Source organism: Oceanibaculum indicum P24 (assembly GCF_000299935.1).
In the GTDB taxonomy this organism is placed as follows: domain Bacteria; phylum Pseudomonadota; class Alphaproteobacteria; order Oceanibaculales; family Oceanibaculaceae; genus Oceanibaculum; species Oceanibaculum indicum.
Window position 1 is genome coordinate 208,043 of record NZ_AMRL01000002.1, and the last position, 15,895, is coordinate 223,937.

At 63.1% G+C, this 15,895-nt stretch carries 18 protein-coding genes; 7 read left to right on the top strand and 11 right to left on the bottom strand.

Translation table 11 applies throughout. The annotated features are described in order from the left end of the window. Positions 1–2: 2 nt before the first annotated feature. The 5 genes from P24_RS02945 to P24_RS02965 all read right to left on the bottom strand — a co-directional run bounded on the left by P24_RS02945 (position 3) and on the right by P24_RS02965 (position 4,866). A complete protein-coding gene (locus P24_RS02945) occupies positions 3–686 on the bottom strand; it encodes a LutC/YkgG family protein (protein ID WP_008943207.1) in 684 nt (227 codons plus the stop codon). Continuing rightward, positions 686–2,107, bottom strand: a complete 1,422-nt coding sequence (locus tag P24_RS02950; protein WP_008943208.1) for a LutB/LldF family L-lactate oxidation iron-sulfur protein — start codon at positions 2,105–2,107, stop codon at positions 686–688. The genes P24_RS02945 and P24_RS02950 overlap by 1 nt, the downstream gene beginning before the upstream one ends. Before the next feature lie 4 nt (positions 2,108–2,111). Then, entirely contained in the window at positions 2,112–2,897 is a 786-nt protein-coding gene (locus P24_RS02955; protein WP_008943209.1) for a (Fe-S)-binding protein, read from the bottom strand. Positions 2,898–2,985: 88 nt separating this feature from the next. Then, a complete protein-coding gene (gene mltA / locus P24_RS02960; RefSeq protein ID WP_008943210.1) occupies positions 2,986–4,185 on the bottom strand; it encodes a murein transglycosylase A in 1,200 nt (399 codons plus the stop codon). 6 nt (positions 4,186–4,191) lie between these two features. Beyond that, positions 4,192–4,866 carry a Tim44/TimA family putative adaptor protein gene (locus P24_RS02965; protein ID WP_008943211.1) on the bottom strand — a complete coding sequence of 225 codons (675 nt, stop codon included), beginning with the start codon at positions 4,864–4,866 and terminating at the stop codon, positions 4,192–4,194. A 147-nt stretch (positions 4,867–5,013) separates the two neighbouring features. Between P24_RS02965 and P24_RS02970 the strand changes: the two genes are divergently transcribed. The 3 genes from P24_RS02970 to secB all read left to right on the top strand — a co-directional run bounded on the left by P24_RS02970 (position 5,014) and on the right by secB (position 6,733). Beyond that, positions 5,014–5,562 carry an FxsA family protein gene (locus P24_RS02970; protein WP_008943212.1) on the top strand — a complete coding sequence of 183 codons (549 nt, stop codon included), beginning with the start codon at positions 5,014–5,016 and terminating at the stop codon, positions 5,560–5,562. After that, positions 5,559–6,113, top strand: coding sequence for a histidine phosphatase family protein (locus P24_RS02975; protein ID WP_008943213.1), 555 nt, complete (start codon positions 5,559–5,561; stop codon positions 6,111–6,113). Before P24_RS02970 ends, P24_RS02975 begins: the two co-directional genes overlap by 4 nt. Before the next feature lie 107 nt (positions 6,114–6,220). Continuing rightward, a complete protein-coding gene (gene secB / locus P24_RS02980; protein WP_008943214.1) occupies positions 6,221–6,733 on the top strand; it encodes a protein-export chaperone SecB in 513 nt (170 codons plus the stop codon). Positions 6,734–6,760: 27 nt separating this feature from the next. Here secB and dnaQ read toward each other — a convergent pair whose 3' ends face one another. The 4 genes from dnaQ to P24_RS03000 are packed head-to-tail and all read right to left on the bottom strand — an operon-like array spanning position 6,761 to position 9,548. Then, complete coding sequence (dnaQ, locus tag P24_RS02985; protein WP_008943215.1) at positions 6,761–7,456, bottom strand: DNA polymerase III subunit epsilon; 696 nt, start codon at positions 7,454–7,456, stop codon at positions 6,761–6,763. Further along, the gene (gene coaE / locus P24_RS02990; RefSeq protein WP_008943216.1) at positions 7,449–8,075 is read right to left on the bottom strand and encodes a dephospho-CoA kinase; all 627 of its coding nucleotides are present in this window, start codon (positions 8,073–8,075) and stop codon (positions 7,449–7,451) included. Before coaE ends, dnaQ begins: the two co-directional genes overlap by 8 nt. After that, on the bottom strand, positions 8,075–8,728 hold the full coding sequence (locus P24_RS02995; protein ID WP_008943217.1) for a Maf family protein: 654 nt from the start codon (positions 8,726–8,728) through the stop codon (positions 8,075–8,077). Before P24_RS02995 ends, coaE begins: the two co-directional genes overlap by 1 nt. Then, complete coding sequence (locus tag P24_RS03000; protein WP_008943218.1) at positions 8,709–9,548, bottom strand: pyruvate, water dikinase regulatory protein; 840 nt, start codon at positions 9,546–9,548, stop codon at positions 8,709–8,711. The genes P24_RS02995 and P24_RS03000 overlap by 20 nt, the downstream gene beginning before the upstream one ends. Positions 9,549–9,985: 437 nt before the next feature. On the opposite strand from P24_RS03000, the gene hemE reads away from it, so the two are divergent. The 4 genes from hemE to rho all read left to right on the top strand — a co-directional run bounded on the left by hemE (position 9,986) and on the right by rho (position 14,064). Then, a complete protein-coding gene (hemE, locus tag P24_RS03005) occupies positions 9,986–11,026 on the top strand; it encodes a uroporphyrinogen decarboxylase (protein WP_040706292.1) in 1,041 nt (346 codons plus the stop codon). 42 nt (positions 11,027–11,068) lie between these two features. After that, a complete protein-coding gene (gene hemH, locus P24_RS03010; RefSeq protein WP_008943220.1) occupies positions 11,069–12,100 on the top strand; it encodes a ferrochelatase in 1,032 nt (343 codons plus the stop codon). A 42-nt stretch (positions 12,101–12,142) separates the two neighbouring features. Continuing rightward, a complete protein-coding gene (hemJ, locus tag P24_RS03015; RefSeq protein WP_008943221.1) occupies positions 12,143–12,580 on the top strand; it encodes a protoporphyrinogen oxidase HemJ in 438 nt (145 codons plus the stop codon). A gap of 227 nt (positions 12,581–12,807) precedes the next feature. Beyond that, positions 12,808–14,064, top strand: coding sequence for a transcription termination factor Rho (gene rho / locus P24_RS03020; RefSeq protein WP_008943222.1), 1,257 nt, complete (start codon positions 12,808–12,810; stop codon positions 14,062–14,064). A 107-nt stretch (positions 14,065–14,171) separates the two neighbouring features. Here the strand turns inward: rho and P24_RS03025 are convergent, their stop codons facing one another. Then, positions 14,172–15,146: a quinone oxidoreductase family protein gene (locus P24_RS03025; RefSeq protein ID WP_008943223.1), complete on the bottom strand. Its 975-nt coding sequence runs from the start codon at positions 15,144–15,146 to the stop codon at positions 14,172–14,174. An 11-nt stretch (positions 15,147–15,157) separates the two neighbouring features. Next, on the bottom strand, positions 15,158–15,853 hold the full coding sequence (locus P24_RS03030) for a dienelactone hydrolase family protein (protein ID WP_008943224.1): 696 nt from the start codon (positions 15,851–15,853) through the stop codon (positions 15,158–15,160). Between the last annotated feature and the right edge of the window lie 42 nt (positions 15,854–15,895).

Here is a 15,895-nt window from a genome sequence, read left to right on the forward strand (position 1 = left end):
GCCTAGCCGTCGATCAGGACAATGTGCAGCCGGCGCGGTCCGTGGGCGCCCATCAGGATCTTCTGCTCGATATCGCCGGTGCGCGACGGGCCGGTGATGAAATTCACCGTGCGCGGCATGGAATCCTTCGCCTGCGCATCGCGCAGCCGCGCCCAGCCATCCTCGTAGGAACCAACGATCTGGCTCTTCTTCAGCACCACGATATGGGTCTCGGGCAGCAGGTTCAGTGTGGTCGGGCTGTGCGGGCCGGAGGTCAGCATCAGCGTGCCGGTCTCGGCAATGCCGGCAAAGGCCGGGGTCACGCTGGCCGTATCCGGCTCCTCCGCCTTGCCGGTTTTGATAGTCAGGGTCGGGCGCTTGTCCCAGGGAAGGCCGGACAGCCAGGCATCCGGCGCCACGCGCAATTCGGCCGGCAGATTATGCTGCGCCAGATAGTCGGCGATGGCGTCAGGGACCTCTGCGGCATCCGCGACCTGGCTGATGGTGGCCTGCACGCCTTCAGCCATCTCGACGAACAGGGTGACCTGCTGGTCGTGCGGCAGCTGCGCCCGCTGCGGGATCAGGTTCGGCCTGTGCTCCGCGATCCGCTGTTCCAGCTGCGCCGCCGGCTCGCCGTCCAGCGCACTGCGGCCAAGCGACCGGCGGATGCCGGCCAGGATCTGATCGCGCGGGGACATGTCGGGCATCAGGCGGCCCCCTTCTTTTCGCGGTAAAGCTCCTGGAAGGTGCGACCCTGCGGGGCGGGCATGTCGCGCACCGAAGTCCAGCCCCCGGCCAGCGGCAGCGACCGGAACCGCCCCTTATCCCGGCCGAACCGGCCAAGCAGCTTCATGGCAATGCCGGTCAGGCGCTGATAGAGCGCCGGCCGCTTGGCGAAGAACGCCCAGAGGGCGAGGCCCGAGCGGTAGGGGGCCGGCGACAGCTTGCGTTCATATTCCCGCTTGCGCCAATGCCGCATCATCTTCGGCAGCGGAATACGCATCGGGCATACACTCTCGCAGCGTCCGCAGAAGGTGGAGGCGTTCGGCAGGTGCCCGGCCTCCTCGACACCGACCAGGGTCGGGGTCAGCACCGCGCCCATCGGCCCGGGATAGACCCAGCCATAGGCATGGCCGCCAACCACGCTGTACACCGGGCAGTGATTCATGCAGGCCGAGCAGCGGATACAGCGCAGCATCTCCTGGAATTCGGTGCCCAGCATCGCGCTGCGGCCATTATCCAGCAGCACGACATGGAACTGCTCCGGCCCATCCAGATCCTCCGGCCGCCGCGGCCCGGTGGAGAAGGTGGTATAGACCGACATTTCCTGCCCGGTGGCCGAGCGGGCCAGCAGGCGCATGATCGTGGCCGCATCCTCCAGCGTCGGCACAGTCTTTTCCAGGCTGGCCAGCACGATATGGATCCGGGGGAGGGTCTGGGTCAGATCGCCATTGCCCTCATTGGTCACGATGACGGTCGAGCCGGTCTCGGCGATCAGGAAGTTGGCCCCGGTAATACCGACATCGGCCTTGATGAACCTGTTCCGTAGTTTCGCGCGTGCCTCGTCGAGCAGCTGGCGCGGCTCCGACAGCGGCCGGTCGGCTGGCAGGTCGGTGTGGATCTTGCGGAAGCTTTCCTCGACATCCGACTGGTTCAGATGCACCGCCGGCGCGATGATATGGCTGGGCGGTTCCTTGCGGATCTGGATGATATATTCGCCCAGATCGGTCTCGATCGGCTCGATCCCGCTTTCTTCCAGGAAATCGTTCAGCGCGATTTCCTCGGCGATCATCGACTTACCCTTGGTGACGGTCTTCGCCTCCACCGAGCGGCAGATTTCCAGGATTTTCTCGCGTGCTTCCTGCGGCGTGCGCGCCCAGTGGACATGCCCGCCATTCTCGGTCACCCGGCGCTCAAAGCGCTCCAGGTAATAATCGAGATGGGCCAGCGTGTGGTTCTTGATATCGCGGCCCTGGTCGCGCAGCGCCTCGAACTCCGGCAGCTTGTCGATGGCCGCACGGCGCTTGTCCTGGAAGCCGGCGCGCATGTTGCCGAGCGCGCGCTGCAGTCGCTCGTCATGCAGCGCGGTGTGAGCGTTTTCCTTGAAGGAATGGCTGGTAGGCTGCATGGCGTCAGCTCCCGCGTCCGGGTTCGCCGATGGCCGGCTGATCGGTCATACCGGCCAGCACCTCGGCAACATGGCGGACCTGCACTTTCTCGCCGCGCCGCTTCAGCTTGCCAGCCATGTTCAGCAGGCAGCCGAGATCGCCGGCCAGCAGGGTCTCGGCGCCGGTCTTCACGATGTCGTCGGCCTTGTCGGAGACCATGCGGTCGGAAATGTCAGGGTACTTGATGCAGAAGGTGCCGCCGAACCCGCAGCAGGTTTCCGCACCCGGCAGCTCCTTCAGCTTCAGCCCCTCGACTGAGCCGAGCAGGCTGCGCGGCTGCTGCTTCACGCCCAGCTCGCGCAGGCCGGAACAGCTGTCGTGATAGGTCACCGTACCGTCGAAATGCGCCTCGACGCCCTTCATCCCCATCACATCGACCAGGAAAGAGACCAGCTCATAGGTGCGGTGGCCGACATGATGGGCGCGTGGCCCCCATTCGGCATCCTCCTTGAACAATTCGGCATAATGCTCGCGCAGCATCCCGGCACAGGAGCCGGAAGGGGCGACCACGTAATCGAATCCCTCAAAGGCGCGGATGGTGTTGCGCGCGATGTCCTTCGTGTCGGCGAAATCGCCCGAATTATAGGCCGGCTGGCCGCAGCAGGTCTGCGCCTCCGGCACCTCCACCGTGCAGCCTGCCTGCTCAAGCAGCCGGATCGCGGCAAAACCGACGGACGGGCGGAACAGATCGACGAGACAGGTGACGAACAGCCCGACCCGGGGCTTCTTCTGCGGCGCTTCCTCAACCATTGCGGGCTCTTCCTGCCGTGGCATTTCTTGCTTCGCCGCTAAGATGACGGTTGCCGGGTTGCTTGACAAGCCGGACCGGTATTACCAGTCAGGAAGCCGGCGCCAGACCCTTGGGCAGCAACAGATAATACTGGCCGCTGGACTTCATCCGTCCGGCCCGGTCGGCGGCGGCGTCGCCATGCCCCCAGAACAGGTCGCCGCGCACCGGGCCGCGGATCGCCCCGCCGACATCTTGTGCCACGACCAGCCGACGCAACCGCTCGGCACCAGCATCCGGATGCTGGGCGTCCAGCCAGACCGGCGTGCCCAGCGGCACGAAGCGGCGGTCCACCGCCAGGCTGCGCAACGGCGTCAGAGCGGCCCCCTGTGCACCCAGCGGCCCGTCGCCGGGCAGTTCGCGGAAGAAGACGTAGGACGGGTTGGTGTTCATCAGCGCCGCCGCCTCGCCCGGATTGGCCGCCAGCCAGGCGCGGATCGACTGCATGGAGACATTTTCGCGGGTCAGCGCGCCACGGGCAATCAGCTCCCGCCCGATGGCGACATAGGGGTGGCCGTTCTGCCCGGCATAGCCCAGGCGCATCACCCTTCCATCCTCCAGCGTCACCCGGCCGGAGCCCTGAATCTGCAGGAAGAAGGCATCGACCGGGTCGTCCACCCAGACGATCTCCAGCTTGCGGGGATCAAGGGCACCCTCGACGATGGCCTTGCGGTCCTCATAGGGTTTTAGATTGCCGCCCACCACACGGCCGGCGATGCGCTGGCCCTTCAGCTCGTCGCGGAACTGGCCGAGATCGACCATGACAAGATCGTCCGGCCGGCGATGCAGCGGCACCGGATAGCGCGCCGAGCGCTGCAAGGCGCCACGCAGCTCCGCCTCGTAATAGCCGGTGAACAGCCCCTCCGGCGCGCCGTTGTTGCCGGCGCGATAGGGGCGGAAGTTCGATTCAAAGAAGGTACGGACGGCGGTCGCGTCACCCGCCGGCACAGCACGTGCCGTCTCGCAGACCGGCAGCCAGTCGCCGATGGTACCGAAGCGCTCGTCCGGTCCGAAATTGCGGGCAGGCGGCTGCGGCTTCAGCCGATCGCAGGATTTCAGCAGGGCCGGCATGACCTCGGCGAGGGAATCTGCCTGCCATCCCGGCAGATCGGCATAGCCGACCGGTTTCAGGGTCAGCTGATCCGGCTTTTCCGTTACCGGTGCGCAGGCTGCCACGACCAGCAGGAACAGGCCTGCCGTCAGGGCAAGAAAATGATCCGGGAGCCGGTTGAGGCCTGAGCGGGCAACCATGAACCGTCAGCTGGGCGTGCGGGTCGCGGACAGAAGCCAGTTCGGATCGTCCGACCGCGTGTCGCGCCGGAAGGTCCAGATATCCACGACGCTCTCGATCCCGTCGGGGTCACCGTCGATCACCTCGCCTTCCGCATTGCGGGTCAGATTGACCTGCTCGCTGACGAATTCGACGGTCACTTCGGCGACCGATCCCTTCATCTGCGCCTCCGTGATATCGGCGGCATTCAGCGACAGAAGGCGGGTCTCCAGCGTCTCCTTGCGGGCCTCACGGGCATCGATGGCGCCAACGAAACGGTCATAGACATCGTTGGCGAGCAGCGGGCGCAGCGTGTCCTTGTCGCCATTGGCGAAGGCCTGGACGATCATCTCGAAGGCGGCACGCGCGCCGTTGGCGAACTGCTTTTCCTCGAAGCTGCCATCGGCCAGCTTGATCTGGGTCAGGCCTGCCGCGACCGAACCGGGAGGGGCGTTCTCCAGCTCGGCGGCCAGCTTCGCGCGCTGCGGCAAGGCCACGACATTGTCCGCATCACTCTCGGCTTCCGGCTTCGGGCTGAACGGATCAGGCCGGTCGCGCTCGTTACCGGTACGGCGGCCAAGCACGCTGCGCAGGCGCAGAATGAGGAAAGCCGCCACCATGGCGAAAAAAATGATGTCCAGAAATGGTAGTCCGTCGCCCATCTAGTTACATCGGGCCGGACCAAACTGGACCGTCACCCGCCCTTTGCGCTAAGTAAAATCACGTCTGTCAGCCATGACAGCATGATGCGTGCTGTTTCAATAGACGAATCAATCCCTAAATAGGGGCGAACAGATGAAAGAGCAAGCATGCCCCTCCTGATACTCGCCCTGCTGATCGGTATCCCGCTGGTCGAAATCGCCCTGTTTATCGAGATTGGCGAGGAGATCGGCGTCTGGCCCACCATCGGCCTTTGCATTGCCACCGCGCTGGCCGGCAGCCTGATGCTGCGTGTCCAGGGCCTGTCGACGCTGACGCGGGCCCGCACCGCCATGGCACGCGACGAGATGCCGGTGCGCGAAATGCTGGACGGTATCGGTCTCGCCATTGCCGGCGCGATGCTGCTGACCCCCGGTTTTGCCACAGACACCGTCGGGCTGCTGTTGTTCATACCGGCCATCCGGCGCGGCATCGGCCGCTGGCTATGGCGTAGCCTTGTGAAGAGCGGCCGCTTTCATGTGGTCGGCACGCCGTTCCCCGGTGGCCCGCGCCGGGGTGGACCGATCATCGATGGCGACTATCGCGACATCACCGAGACCGAAGGCGGCCAGCCGGGCAATCCCGACTCACCCTGGCGCCAGCTGCCCGACGCCAACGCGCCCGACACCCCCTCCGACAAGACGGATAAACAGCCATGATTCTGGTCCGCCACGGCCAGTCCGAATTCAATGTGCATTTCGCCAAGACCCGGGTCGATCCCGGCATTGTCGATCCGGCCCTGACCGAAGAGGGGCGACGGCAGGCACAGGCCGCCGCCGAGATACTACGCGAGCATGAGATCGAACGGCTGCTGGCCAGCCCCTTCACCCGCACCTTGCAGACCGCGGAGATCATCGCCGATACGCTGAAGCTGCCGGTCGAGATCGAACCGCTGGTGCATGAGCATGCCGCCTTCGTCTGTGACATCGGCACCTCGGCGCGCGACCTGGCGAAACGCTGGCCGGACTGGCGCTTCGACCACCTGCCGGATCGCTGGTGGCCGGAGGCGGAGGAGGAAGAGCAGCTGCACGCGCGCTGCCAGCGTTTCTGGGGCCTGATCGAACCGCACGAGGCAAGGCCGCGTACGCTGGTCGTCACTCATTGGGGCTTCATCCGGGCACTGACCGGCCTGCGTGTCGGCAACGGCCATCTGGTGCGCTTTACGGCACCGGGCGCGGCTGAACTGCTGCACCCACGCGAGATGGCCTGAACCACCCATTTTCCTGCGGCCCAACGGTTTCTTCGGGCCGCGCTTGTTCCGCCGGCTGATCCGTGATAGCGAGCCGGCCAGTTACCGAACCGAGAGGCGATAGCGATATGACCGACACGACGGCGAGCAACGGGCAGGATCAGGCGACACAGGCAGGCGGGCTGCCGCTGGTCGTGCATGCGCAGTACATCAAGGATTTCTCCTTCGAGAACCCCAACGCGCCTATGAGCCTGCAGCCGACCGGCAAGCAGCCCGATGTCGAGGTTGGTGTCGATGTGCAGGCGCGCCGGATGCGAGAGGACGATCCCGTCTTCGAGGTCCTGCTGACGATCCGCGCCCAGACCAAGAACGAGGAGCAGCAGCTGTTCCTGCTGGAGCTGACCTATGGCGGCGTGTTCAGCCTGCGCGGCGCGCCGGAGGAGCATCTGCACCCGATGGTGATGATCGAGTGCCCGCGCCTGCTGTTCCCCTATGCCCGCGCCATCGTTTCCGAAACCACGCGTGACGGCGGCTACCCGCCGCCGATGCTGCAGCCCATCGATTTCGTGGAGCTGTACCGACGTCGCCTGGCCCAGCAGGGCGATTCGCTAGCCAACAGCGAGGCCGAAGGCACCGCCTGAGGCGCCGGCGCTAGAAGAGCCCTGATTTCAGCCCTCTTTCAGCCAGATCGGGTTCTTCAGCTTCTCCAGCATGCGTGCATGCGCCTCCAACTCCGCCGGGCTGGGGGCATGCGCGCGCACCGGGCGCTTCTGCTCGGCACCGGGCGGCACGACCAGGACTGTGTCGGCCACCTGCTTTTCCTCGCCCGTCCCGGCCAGCAGAAGGCCCGGCTCCCGGCCGCCGATGAGTTCCAGATAGACCGCGGCCAGCAGGTCGGCATCGACCAGCGCGCCATGCAGGTCGCGATGGCTGTTATCGATGCCAAAACGCCGGCATAGCGCATCGAGGCTGCTCTGTGCGCCCGGGAATTTCCGGCGGGCGATGGCCAGCGTATCGACCGCGCGGTCCTTCGGCAGGGCGGGATGGCCGAGTTGCGTCAGTTCCGCATTCAGGAACCGCATATCGAACTCGGCATTGTGGATCACCAGCCGGGCATCGCCGATAAAATCCAGGAAGTCCTGTGCGATTGCGGAAAATACCGGATAGCCGGCAAGGAAGTCGGCAGACAGGCCGTGAACCTTGAACGCCTCTTCCGGCATGTCCCGTTCGGGATTGATATATTGCTGATAGGTACGGCCCGTCGGCAGGAAATTATCCAGCTCGACACAGGCGATTTCGACGATGCGATGGCCCGCCTTGGGGTCAAGGCCCGTGGTCTCCGTGTCGAGCGCGATCTCACGCATGCTGTCTCCGTCGGCGGCGGTAAAGGTCCGGGTTCTCCCGGATGAGTCTGACGATGCGTTTCAGCTGCCGCAAGCTTCTATCGTGGCCGAGGCCGGTGGTGACGACGAAATCCGCGCGCCGGCGCTTCTCGGCATCCGGCGTTTGCTGCCGCAGGATCTGCGCGAACTTTTCCGGCGTCATGCCCGGACGGGCGAGGACACGCCGCGCTTGCAGCAAGGCGGGGGCGGAAACCACGACAACCGCATCCATCCGGGCGGCGCCCCCGGTCTCGTACAGCAGAGGGATATCCAGAACCACGAGCGGCTGGCGGCGGCGGCGCATCCGCTTCAGAAAGGTGCGCTCCGCTTCGCGGACCATCGGATGCAGGACGGCTTCCAGCTGGCGCAAGGCGGCCGGATCGGCGAACACGATCCCGCCGAGGGTGCGCCGATTGACGGCCCCATTCTCGACCGCCCGGGGAAAAAGCCGCTGGATCGCCGGAACCGCCTTGCCGCCGGCTCCCAACAAGCGATGCACGGTGGCATCGGCATCGTGAACGGGTACTCCGAGCCGGCGCAATGACCGGGCGGCACTGGTCTTGCCCATGCCAATCGAGCCGGTGAGGCCGAGGATGATCATCAGCGTTTCAGGAGGCCGTGCTGGCGCAGGAAATCCAGCAAAGGCAGCAGGGGCAGACCCAGGATGGTAAAATAATCGCCCTCGATACGGCTGAACAGCTGTGCACCAAGTCCTTCTAGCTGATAGGCGCCAACCGAACTCTGCACGGCATCGCCGGCCGCATCGAGATAGGCTTCGATGAATTCCTCGCTCAGGGGCCGCATCGTCAGGCGCGCGGTCGACAGCTCATGCCAGATGCGCTGCCCGTCCCGGGCGACGACGATGCCGCTGGACAGCGTGTGGGCGCGGCCCCGCAAGGCCTGCAGATGGGCGCGGGCATGATCGCGGTCGCCGGGCTTTTCGAACCAGACATTGTTGCAATCGAGCATCTGGTCGCAGCCGATGACCAGCGCACCGGGGCGCTTGCGGGACACCCGCAGGGCCTTCGCCTCAGCCAGGGCGACAGCGGTATCGCCGGCGCTGGCACCCTCGGCCTGCAGGGCAATACGGATTTCCGCCTCATCGACCGGCGCCGTCTCGACGATGAAATCCAGCCCGGCGCCGCGCAGAAGCTGCGCGCGGATGGTGCTGCCGGAGGCCAGGATCAGTGTGGTGTCGCTGGCGGCGTCCCCTGCCAGGAGGGTCGTCCCGCTCTTAGTCCCGGTCGATGTCACTGTCTTTACGGTCCTGATAAATCTGCAGAATTTCGGTCGCGGTTTCTTCGATGGAGCGCCGGGTCACATCGATGACCGGCCAGCCCTGGCGTTCGAACAGGCGGCGGGCTTCCGTGACCTCGCGGCGAACTTCGTCGAGATTGATATAATCGCTCTCGGAGCCCTGATTGAGCATCAGCAGCCGGTTGCGCCTGATCTGCACCAACCGGTTCGGATCATTGGTCAGCCCGACGATCAGCGGGTGCGTGGCCGTGGTCAGCTCGCGCGGCAGGCTGATGCCCGGCACCAGCGGCACGTTGGCGACCTTGAAGCCGCGATTGGCGATATAGAGACAGGTCGGCGTCTTGGAGGTGCGGGACACACCGACAAGCACGATATCGGCATGGTCGATATCGTGCAGATGCTGCCCATCATCATGCATCAGGGTGAACTGCATCGCCTCGATGCGGCTGAAATAGGCCGCATCCATTTCATGCTGCCGGCCGGGGCGGCCACGTGCCTTTTTCCCCAGATAATGATGCAGCGCGCCCAGAACTGGATCGAGGACCGAGATCACCGGCACCTTCAAGGCGCGGCCAGCCGCTTCCAGCTTGCTGTAGAGATGCGGGTCCACCAGTGTCACGAGGACCGGGCCGGGATGCGCTTCGATGCCGGCAATGACCTTGTCCACATGGGCCGCCGTGCGGACCAGGAACCAGGTGTGCTCGATGGCCTTGACCCCCTCGAACTGGACAAGGCAAGCGCGGGCCACCTGATGGATTGTCTCGCCCGTAGAGTCCGAGACGAGATGCAGATGGACCGGCCCCTCAGTGGCCATCATGCCGCGAGCCCCGGATCAGCCTGTGAATAATCGTGAATCCGGGGGATAAAGGCCGACTTATCCCCCCCGCGGCCAGGACGATCCCGGTACCGGGTTTTCCCCACGGTCATTTGTCCTGCCCGGGACAAATATCCGGGGGAATGCGGGAAAAAGGTCCTATCCAAGCGAGATTCCAATTTCATCCCCATGATTCAGCTTTTCAGCGAAGCCCGGTCGAATGGCCAGCATGGCTTGGAGAATGCCGCTTACAGCCGATGAAATCCACAGTGGCGCCGACGGCATAAGGCAATGTGACCAAGCCTGTGGAGAAAGCCGGCGATCCGAATAATCCCCGATCCTCGCCCCCATACACTACCGCTACCACTATATTTTAGAGTCTAGTTTAGGTAAGGGAATACAGGCCTTAGCGCTATCGGCCCCGCCTTCAGGAGACGAAAATGGCTGCCAAACCCGCAAAACGGATGCTACGTGCCCTGAGCGGAGAGCGGCTTGATAAGCCCCCCTTCTGGCTCATGCGTCAGGCCGGGCGTTACCTGCCGGAATATCGGGAAGTGCGCAGTCAGGCGGGCGGCTTCCTCGATCTCTGCTATTCGCCAAAGCTTGCCTGCGAGGTGACGCTGCAACCCATCCGCCGCTATGGCATGGATGCCGCCATCCTGTTCTCCGACATCCTCGTCGTTCCCCACGGGCTGGCGCAGCAGGTTGCTTTCAAGGAAGGCGAAGGCCCTGTTCTCGACCCCATCCGCAACGCCAGTGAGCTTAAGCGCCTGTCCTTAGATGGTTTTCACGAACGCGTGGCCCCGGTCTATGAGACAGTTTCCCGCCTCGCCGAGGCCCTGCCCAAGGAAACCACGCTGATTGGCTTCGCCGGATCGCCCTGGACGGTCGCGACCTATATGGCCGAAGGCGGCGGCAGCAAGGAATTCGTTGCCGTAAAACGCTGGGCCTATGGCGATCCAGAAGGTTTCGCACAGCTCATCGATCTGCTGGTCGAGGCCACCATCGCCTATCTGAAGCGCCAGGCCGAGGCCGGTGCCGAGGTGCTTCAGCTGTTCGACAGCTGGGCTGGCGTGCTGCCGGAGCCGGCCTTCCGGCGCTGGTGCATCGAGCCGACCCGAAAGATTATTGCCGCGCTGAAGGGGAGTCATCCCGATATCCCGATCATCGGTTTTCCACGCGGGGCAGGCACGCTGTGCCATGATTATGCGATGGAGACCGGTGTGGATGCGGTCTCGCTGGATACGTCCATGGAGATCAGCTGGGCGGCCAGGACGCTGCAGCCGAAACTGCCGGTGCAGGGCAATCTCGACCCGATCCTGCTGGTTGCCGGCGGCGAAGCCCTCGACCGCGAGGCGGACCGTATCCTCGAGGGATTTTCGGGCGGCGCGCACATCTTCAATCTCGGCCATGGCGTGACTCAGACGACACCGCCGGAGAATGTCGAGCGGCTGGCGCGGCGTTTGCGCGCAGATGGCTAGGATCGGGCTGGAAAGTGCGGACAGGAGTACCACTTCTTCGCCATGACAAAGACAGCCATTATCCTCTTCAATCTTGGCGGCCCGGACCGGCCGGAATCGGTTGAGCCCTTCCTGTTCAACCTGTTCAACGATCCGGCGATCATTTCCCTGCCGAATCCATTCCGGTTTCTGGTTGCCAAGCTGATCTCGCGCAAGCGCGCGCCGATTGCCCGCGAGATATACGATCATCTGGGCGGCGGTTCGCCGCTGCTGCCCAATACGCAGGCCCAGGCCAGTGCCCTCGATGCTGCTCTTTCGGACATCGGCGAAGTGAAGAGCTTCATCGCCATGCGCTACTGGCATCCGATGACGGCCGAGACGGTCCAGGCGGTGAAGGCTTTCGCGCCGGACCGCATCGTCCTGCTGCCGCTTTATCCGCAATATTCGACGACCACGACAGCGTCTTCATTACGTTTATGGAATAAAGAAGCGGAGAAGGCAGGTCTTTCTGTCCCGACGCATGTTATCGGCTGTTATGCAAGGTCTTCCGGCTATATCCGCTCCGTCGCCGAACTGGTGCGCAAGGCCTATGACGGCATGAATGGGCCCAGGCGGGTGCTGTTTTCTGCCCATGGCCTGCCAAAGAAGGTCGTGGACAAGGGCGATCCCTATCAGTGGCAGGTAGAACGCAGCGCCGAGGAGGTCGTGAAGGCGCTGAATATCCCGGATCTGGACTGGATCGTCTGTTATCAGAGCCGTGTCGGCCCGCTGGAATGGATCGGTCCCTCAACCGATGCGGAGATCCAGAGGGCAGGCAATGACGGTGTTGGCGTTATCGTTTGTCCTATTGCTTTTGTTTCAGAACACTCTGAAACTCTTGTAGAAATCGAAATGGAATATCGGGAGCTGGCAGAGGAATCGGGCGTGCCGGCCTTCGCCAGGGTGCCGACGCCTGGTGACCATCCGTTGTTCATCGACGCGCTGGCCAAGCTGGTGCGCGAGGCGGTTCTCCGGCCGGTGGGGGTGGATTGCGGTGAGGGAACGCGAATCTGCCCGGCGCAGTTTGGAAAATGCGCCTGTCGGCAGGTTGCCTGAGGATCGGTCAGTACAGGATTTCGTGAGTCGAGAGGGTTAGGGATGGGCGATCTCTATTCTTGGATCAAGGCGCTGCATGTGATCAGCGTGATCGCCTGGATGGCGGGCATGTTCTACCTGCCGCGGCTTTATATCTATCATGTGGCGGCACCGGTCGGCTCACCGCAGTCCGAGACCTTCAAGGTAATGGAACGCCGGCTGCTGCGGGCGATCATCAATCCGGCGATGTTTGCCACCTTCATCTTCGGCATCTGGATGCTGGTCCTGCTCGGCCCCTCCGTCTGGTCAGAGGGCTGGTGGCATGTGAAGCTGACGATGGTCATCCTGATGGGCGCCTATCACATGTTCCTCTCGCGCTGGCGGCGTGACTTCGAAGCCGACCGCAATCAGCGCTCGGCGAAATTCTATCGATTTGCCAATGAAGTACCGACGGTGCTGATGATCGTGATCGTCATCATGGTTATTGTGAAACCCTTCTGATCCGGGGCAAAACGAAAGAAACGTCAGAGGCGTGGTGCGATGGCGGATTGACTTGCTGCTTAGGACGCACTATTTGTCTGAAAAATATGGCGTTCGCTCGCCATCAATATCATTCCCAAAAAAAACCGCCCGCTTCCACCGGCTTTCATGCCGATCGTCCTTCCACAAGGACCGTTCGTTGGAACGCGCTTCTGGTTTCCCCACCACCTGAAAATTAAGAAACATCCATGCATTTGCAGGAACTCAAATCCAAATCGCCTTCCGAGCTGCTGGCCTTTGCCGAGGAACTGGAGGTGGAGAACGCCAGCACCCTGCGCAAGCAGGATATGATGTTCGCCATTCTGAAAAGACTGGCGGAAAAGGACATTCCGATCTTCGGGGAAGGTGTGCTGGAGACCCTGCAGGACGGGTTTGGATTCCTGCGCTCGCCGGAATCGAACTATCTGCCGGGCCCGGATGACATTTATGTCTCGCCCAGCCAGGTGCGCCGTTTCGGCCTGCGGACCGGCGATACGGTGTCAGGTCAGATTCGGGCGCCGAAGGATGGCGAACGTTATTTCGCGCTGCTGAAGGTCAACGAGATCAATTTCGAGCCCCCGGAGGCTGTGCGTCATCGCATCAATTTCGACAATCTGACGCCGCTCTATCCGGACGAGAAGCTGAAGTTCGAGATCGACGATCCGACGGCCAAGGACCCGACGACGCGCGTCATCGATTTGATTTCGCCGATGGGCAAGGGGCAGCGCGCGTTGGTGGTGGCGCCGCCGCGCACCGGTAAGACGGTGATGCTGCAGAACATCGCCCATGCGATTGCCGCCAATCATCCGGAAGTCTATCTGATCGTCCTGCTGATCGACGAGCGGCCGGAAGAAGTGACGGACATGGACCGCTCGGTTAAGGGCGAGGTCATCAGCTCGACCTTCGACGAACCGGCCAGCCGCCATGTCCAGGTCACCGAGATGGTGCTGGAAAAGGCCAAGCGCCTTGTCGAGCACAAGCGCGACGTTGTCATCCTGCTGGATTCGATAACCCGCCTGGCTCGTGCCTACAACACCGTCGTGCCGTCCTCCGGCAAGGTGTTGACCGGCGGTGTCGATGCCAATGCGCTGCAGCGCCCGAAGCGCTTCTTCGGTGCTGCGCGTAACATCGAGGAAGGCGGCTCGCTGACCATCATCGCCACCGCGCTGGTCGATACCGGGAGCCGCATGGACGAAGTGATCTTCGAAGAGTTCAAGGGTACGGGCAATTCAGAACTGATCCTGGATCGCAAGCTGGCTGACAAGCGCAGCTTCCCGGCCATCGACATCACCAAGTCTGGCACCCGTAAGGAAGAGCTGCTGGTCGATAAGGGCACGCTGTCCAAGATGTGGGTGCTGCGCCGCGTGCTGATGCCCATGGGCACCGTCGATGCGATGGAGTTCTTGCTCGACAAGCTGAAATACTCCAAGACCAACTCGGACTTCTTCGATTCGATGAACACCTGATCGGGCATCGGTAGGGCCGGGTATGAAAAAAGGGCGGGAGAATTCTCCCGCCCTTTCTGTATCGGCTGTTTCACGTGAAACAGAGTCGTACCAGGCTAGGGGCCCGGTTACGGCAGGAAGACCGTCGAGCCAGTGGTCTTGCGGGCTTCCAGGTCCTGATGCGCCTTCACGACATCCTTCATCGGGTAGGTCTGGTTGATGTCGATCTTCACCTTGCCGGATTTCACGATGTCGAACAGTTCCGCCGACATGGCCAGCAGATCTTCCCGCTTGGCGGTATAGGTCATCATTGTCGGCCGGGTAAGGAACAGCGATCCCTTCGCGGAGAGCACGCCCAGCTCAAGCGGCGGCACATTGCCCGAGGACTGGCCGAAGGCCACCATCAGGCCCAGCGGGGACAGGCAGTCCAGCGACTTCATGAAAGTGTCCTTGCCGACACCGTCATAGACCACCGGCACGCCCTTGCCACCGGTGATCTCCTTCACCCGTTCGACAAAATCCTCCTGCTTGTACAGGATGGTGTGGTGACAGCCATGAGCTTTTGCCAGCTCGGCTTTCTTCTCGTCGCCGACCGTACCGATGACGGTGGCCCCCAGTGCAGCGGCCCACTGGCAGAGGATGAGGCCGACACCGCCGGCGGCGGCATGCATCAGGATCGTGTCGCCTTGCTTCACCTTGTAGGTGCGGCGAATGAGATACTGGGTGGTCAGGCCCTTCAGCATCATGGCTGCGGCCTGCTGATCGCTGATGCCCTCGGGGATCTTGACCAGACGGTCAGCGGCGATGATGCGGGCTTCGGAATAGCTGCCGGGAGGGCCGGCGGCATAGGCAACGCGGTCGCCTTCCACCAGATCCTTCACGTCAGGCCCGACAGCCTCGACGATGCCGGCACCTTCCATGCCAATGCCTGAGGGCAGAGGCAGGGCGTAGAGGCCACTGCGGTGATAGGTGTCGATATAGTTGAGGCCGACCGCGGTGTGGCGGACACGGGCCTGGCCGGGGCCGGGAGCAGGCAGGTCAACTTCCTGCCATTGCATCGCTTCCGGACCACCGGGCTGTTGAATACGGATCGCTTGGACCATGGGTTATTTCCTCAGGACAGGTTGTTTTTCAGGAAGGCAGCTGTGCGCTGATGCGCCAGCGTGGCAGCTTCCTTGTTGTAATGCTCGCCACCGATGCGGGCGAAGGCGTGATCGACCCCCGGATAGGCATGGGCCTCGACCTGAGGATGATCCTTCAGGCCGGCCAGGATCTTCTCCTGCGCCTCTTTCGGCACGAACTTGTCGAGGGCAGCAATGTGCATCAGCAGGGGGTTCTTGATCTTTGCGGATTCGCCCAGCAGATCCTGAATGCCGACGCCGTAATAGCTGACATTGCAGTCGGCATCGGAGCGGGTGGCCATCAGATAGGCCATCTTGCCGCCGAGGCAGAAGCCCATCGTACCGACCTTGCCGTTGCTGCCATCGATGCTGCGGGCGGCCTTGATGGTCTCCACCAGATCGGAGACGCCTTTCTCGACATCGAAGCCGTTGAACAGCTCGAAGGCGCGTGCCCATTCGGCTTCGCTCTGGTCGGTTATCTGGATGCCGGGTTCCTGGCGCCAGAACAGGTCCGGGCAGATTGTGATGAAGCCATCGCTGGCAAGGTCATTGCAGATATCCCGCATCACCTCATTGACGCCGAAAATCTCCTGGATCACCACGATGACCGGGGCAGGGGTCGCCTTGGGCTTGGCGACATAGGCCATGAAAGAGCCGCCATCGGCGGCCTTGATATTTATCTCGGGCATTTGTTCCTCCGAGTGTGCACAGATGGGGAGATCATGGCGGCT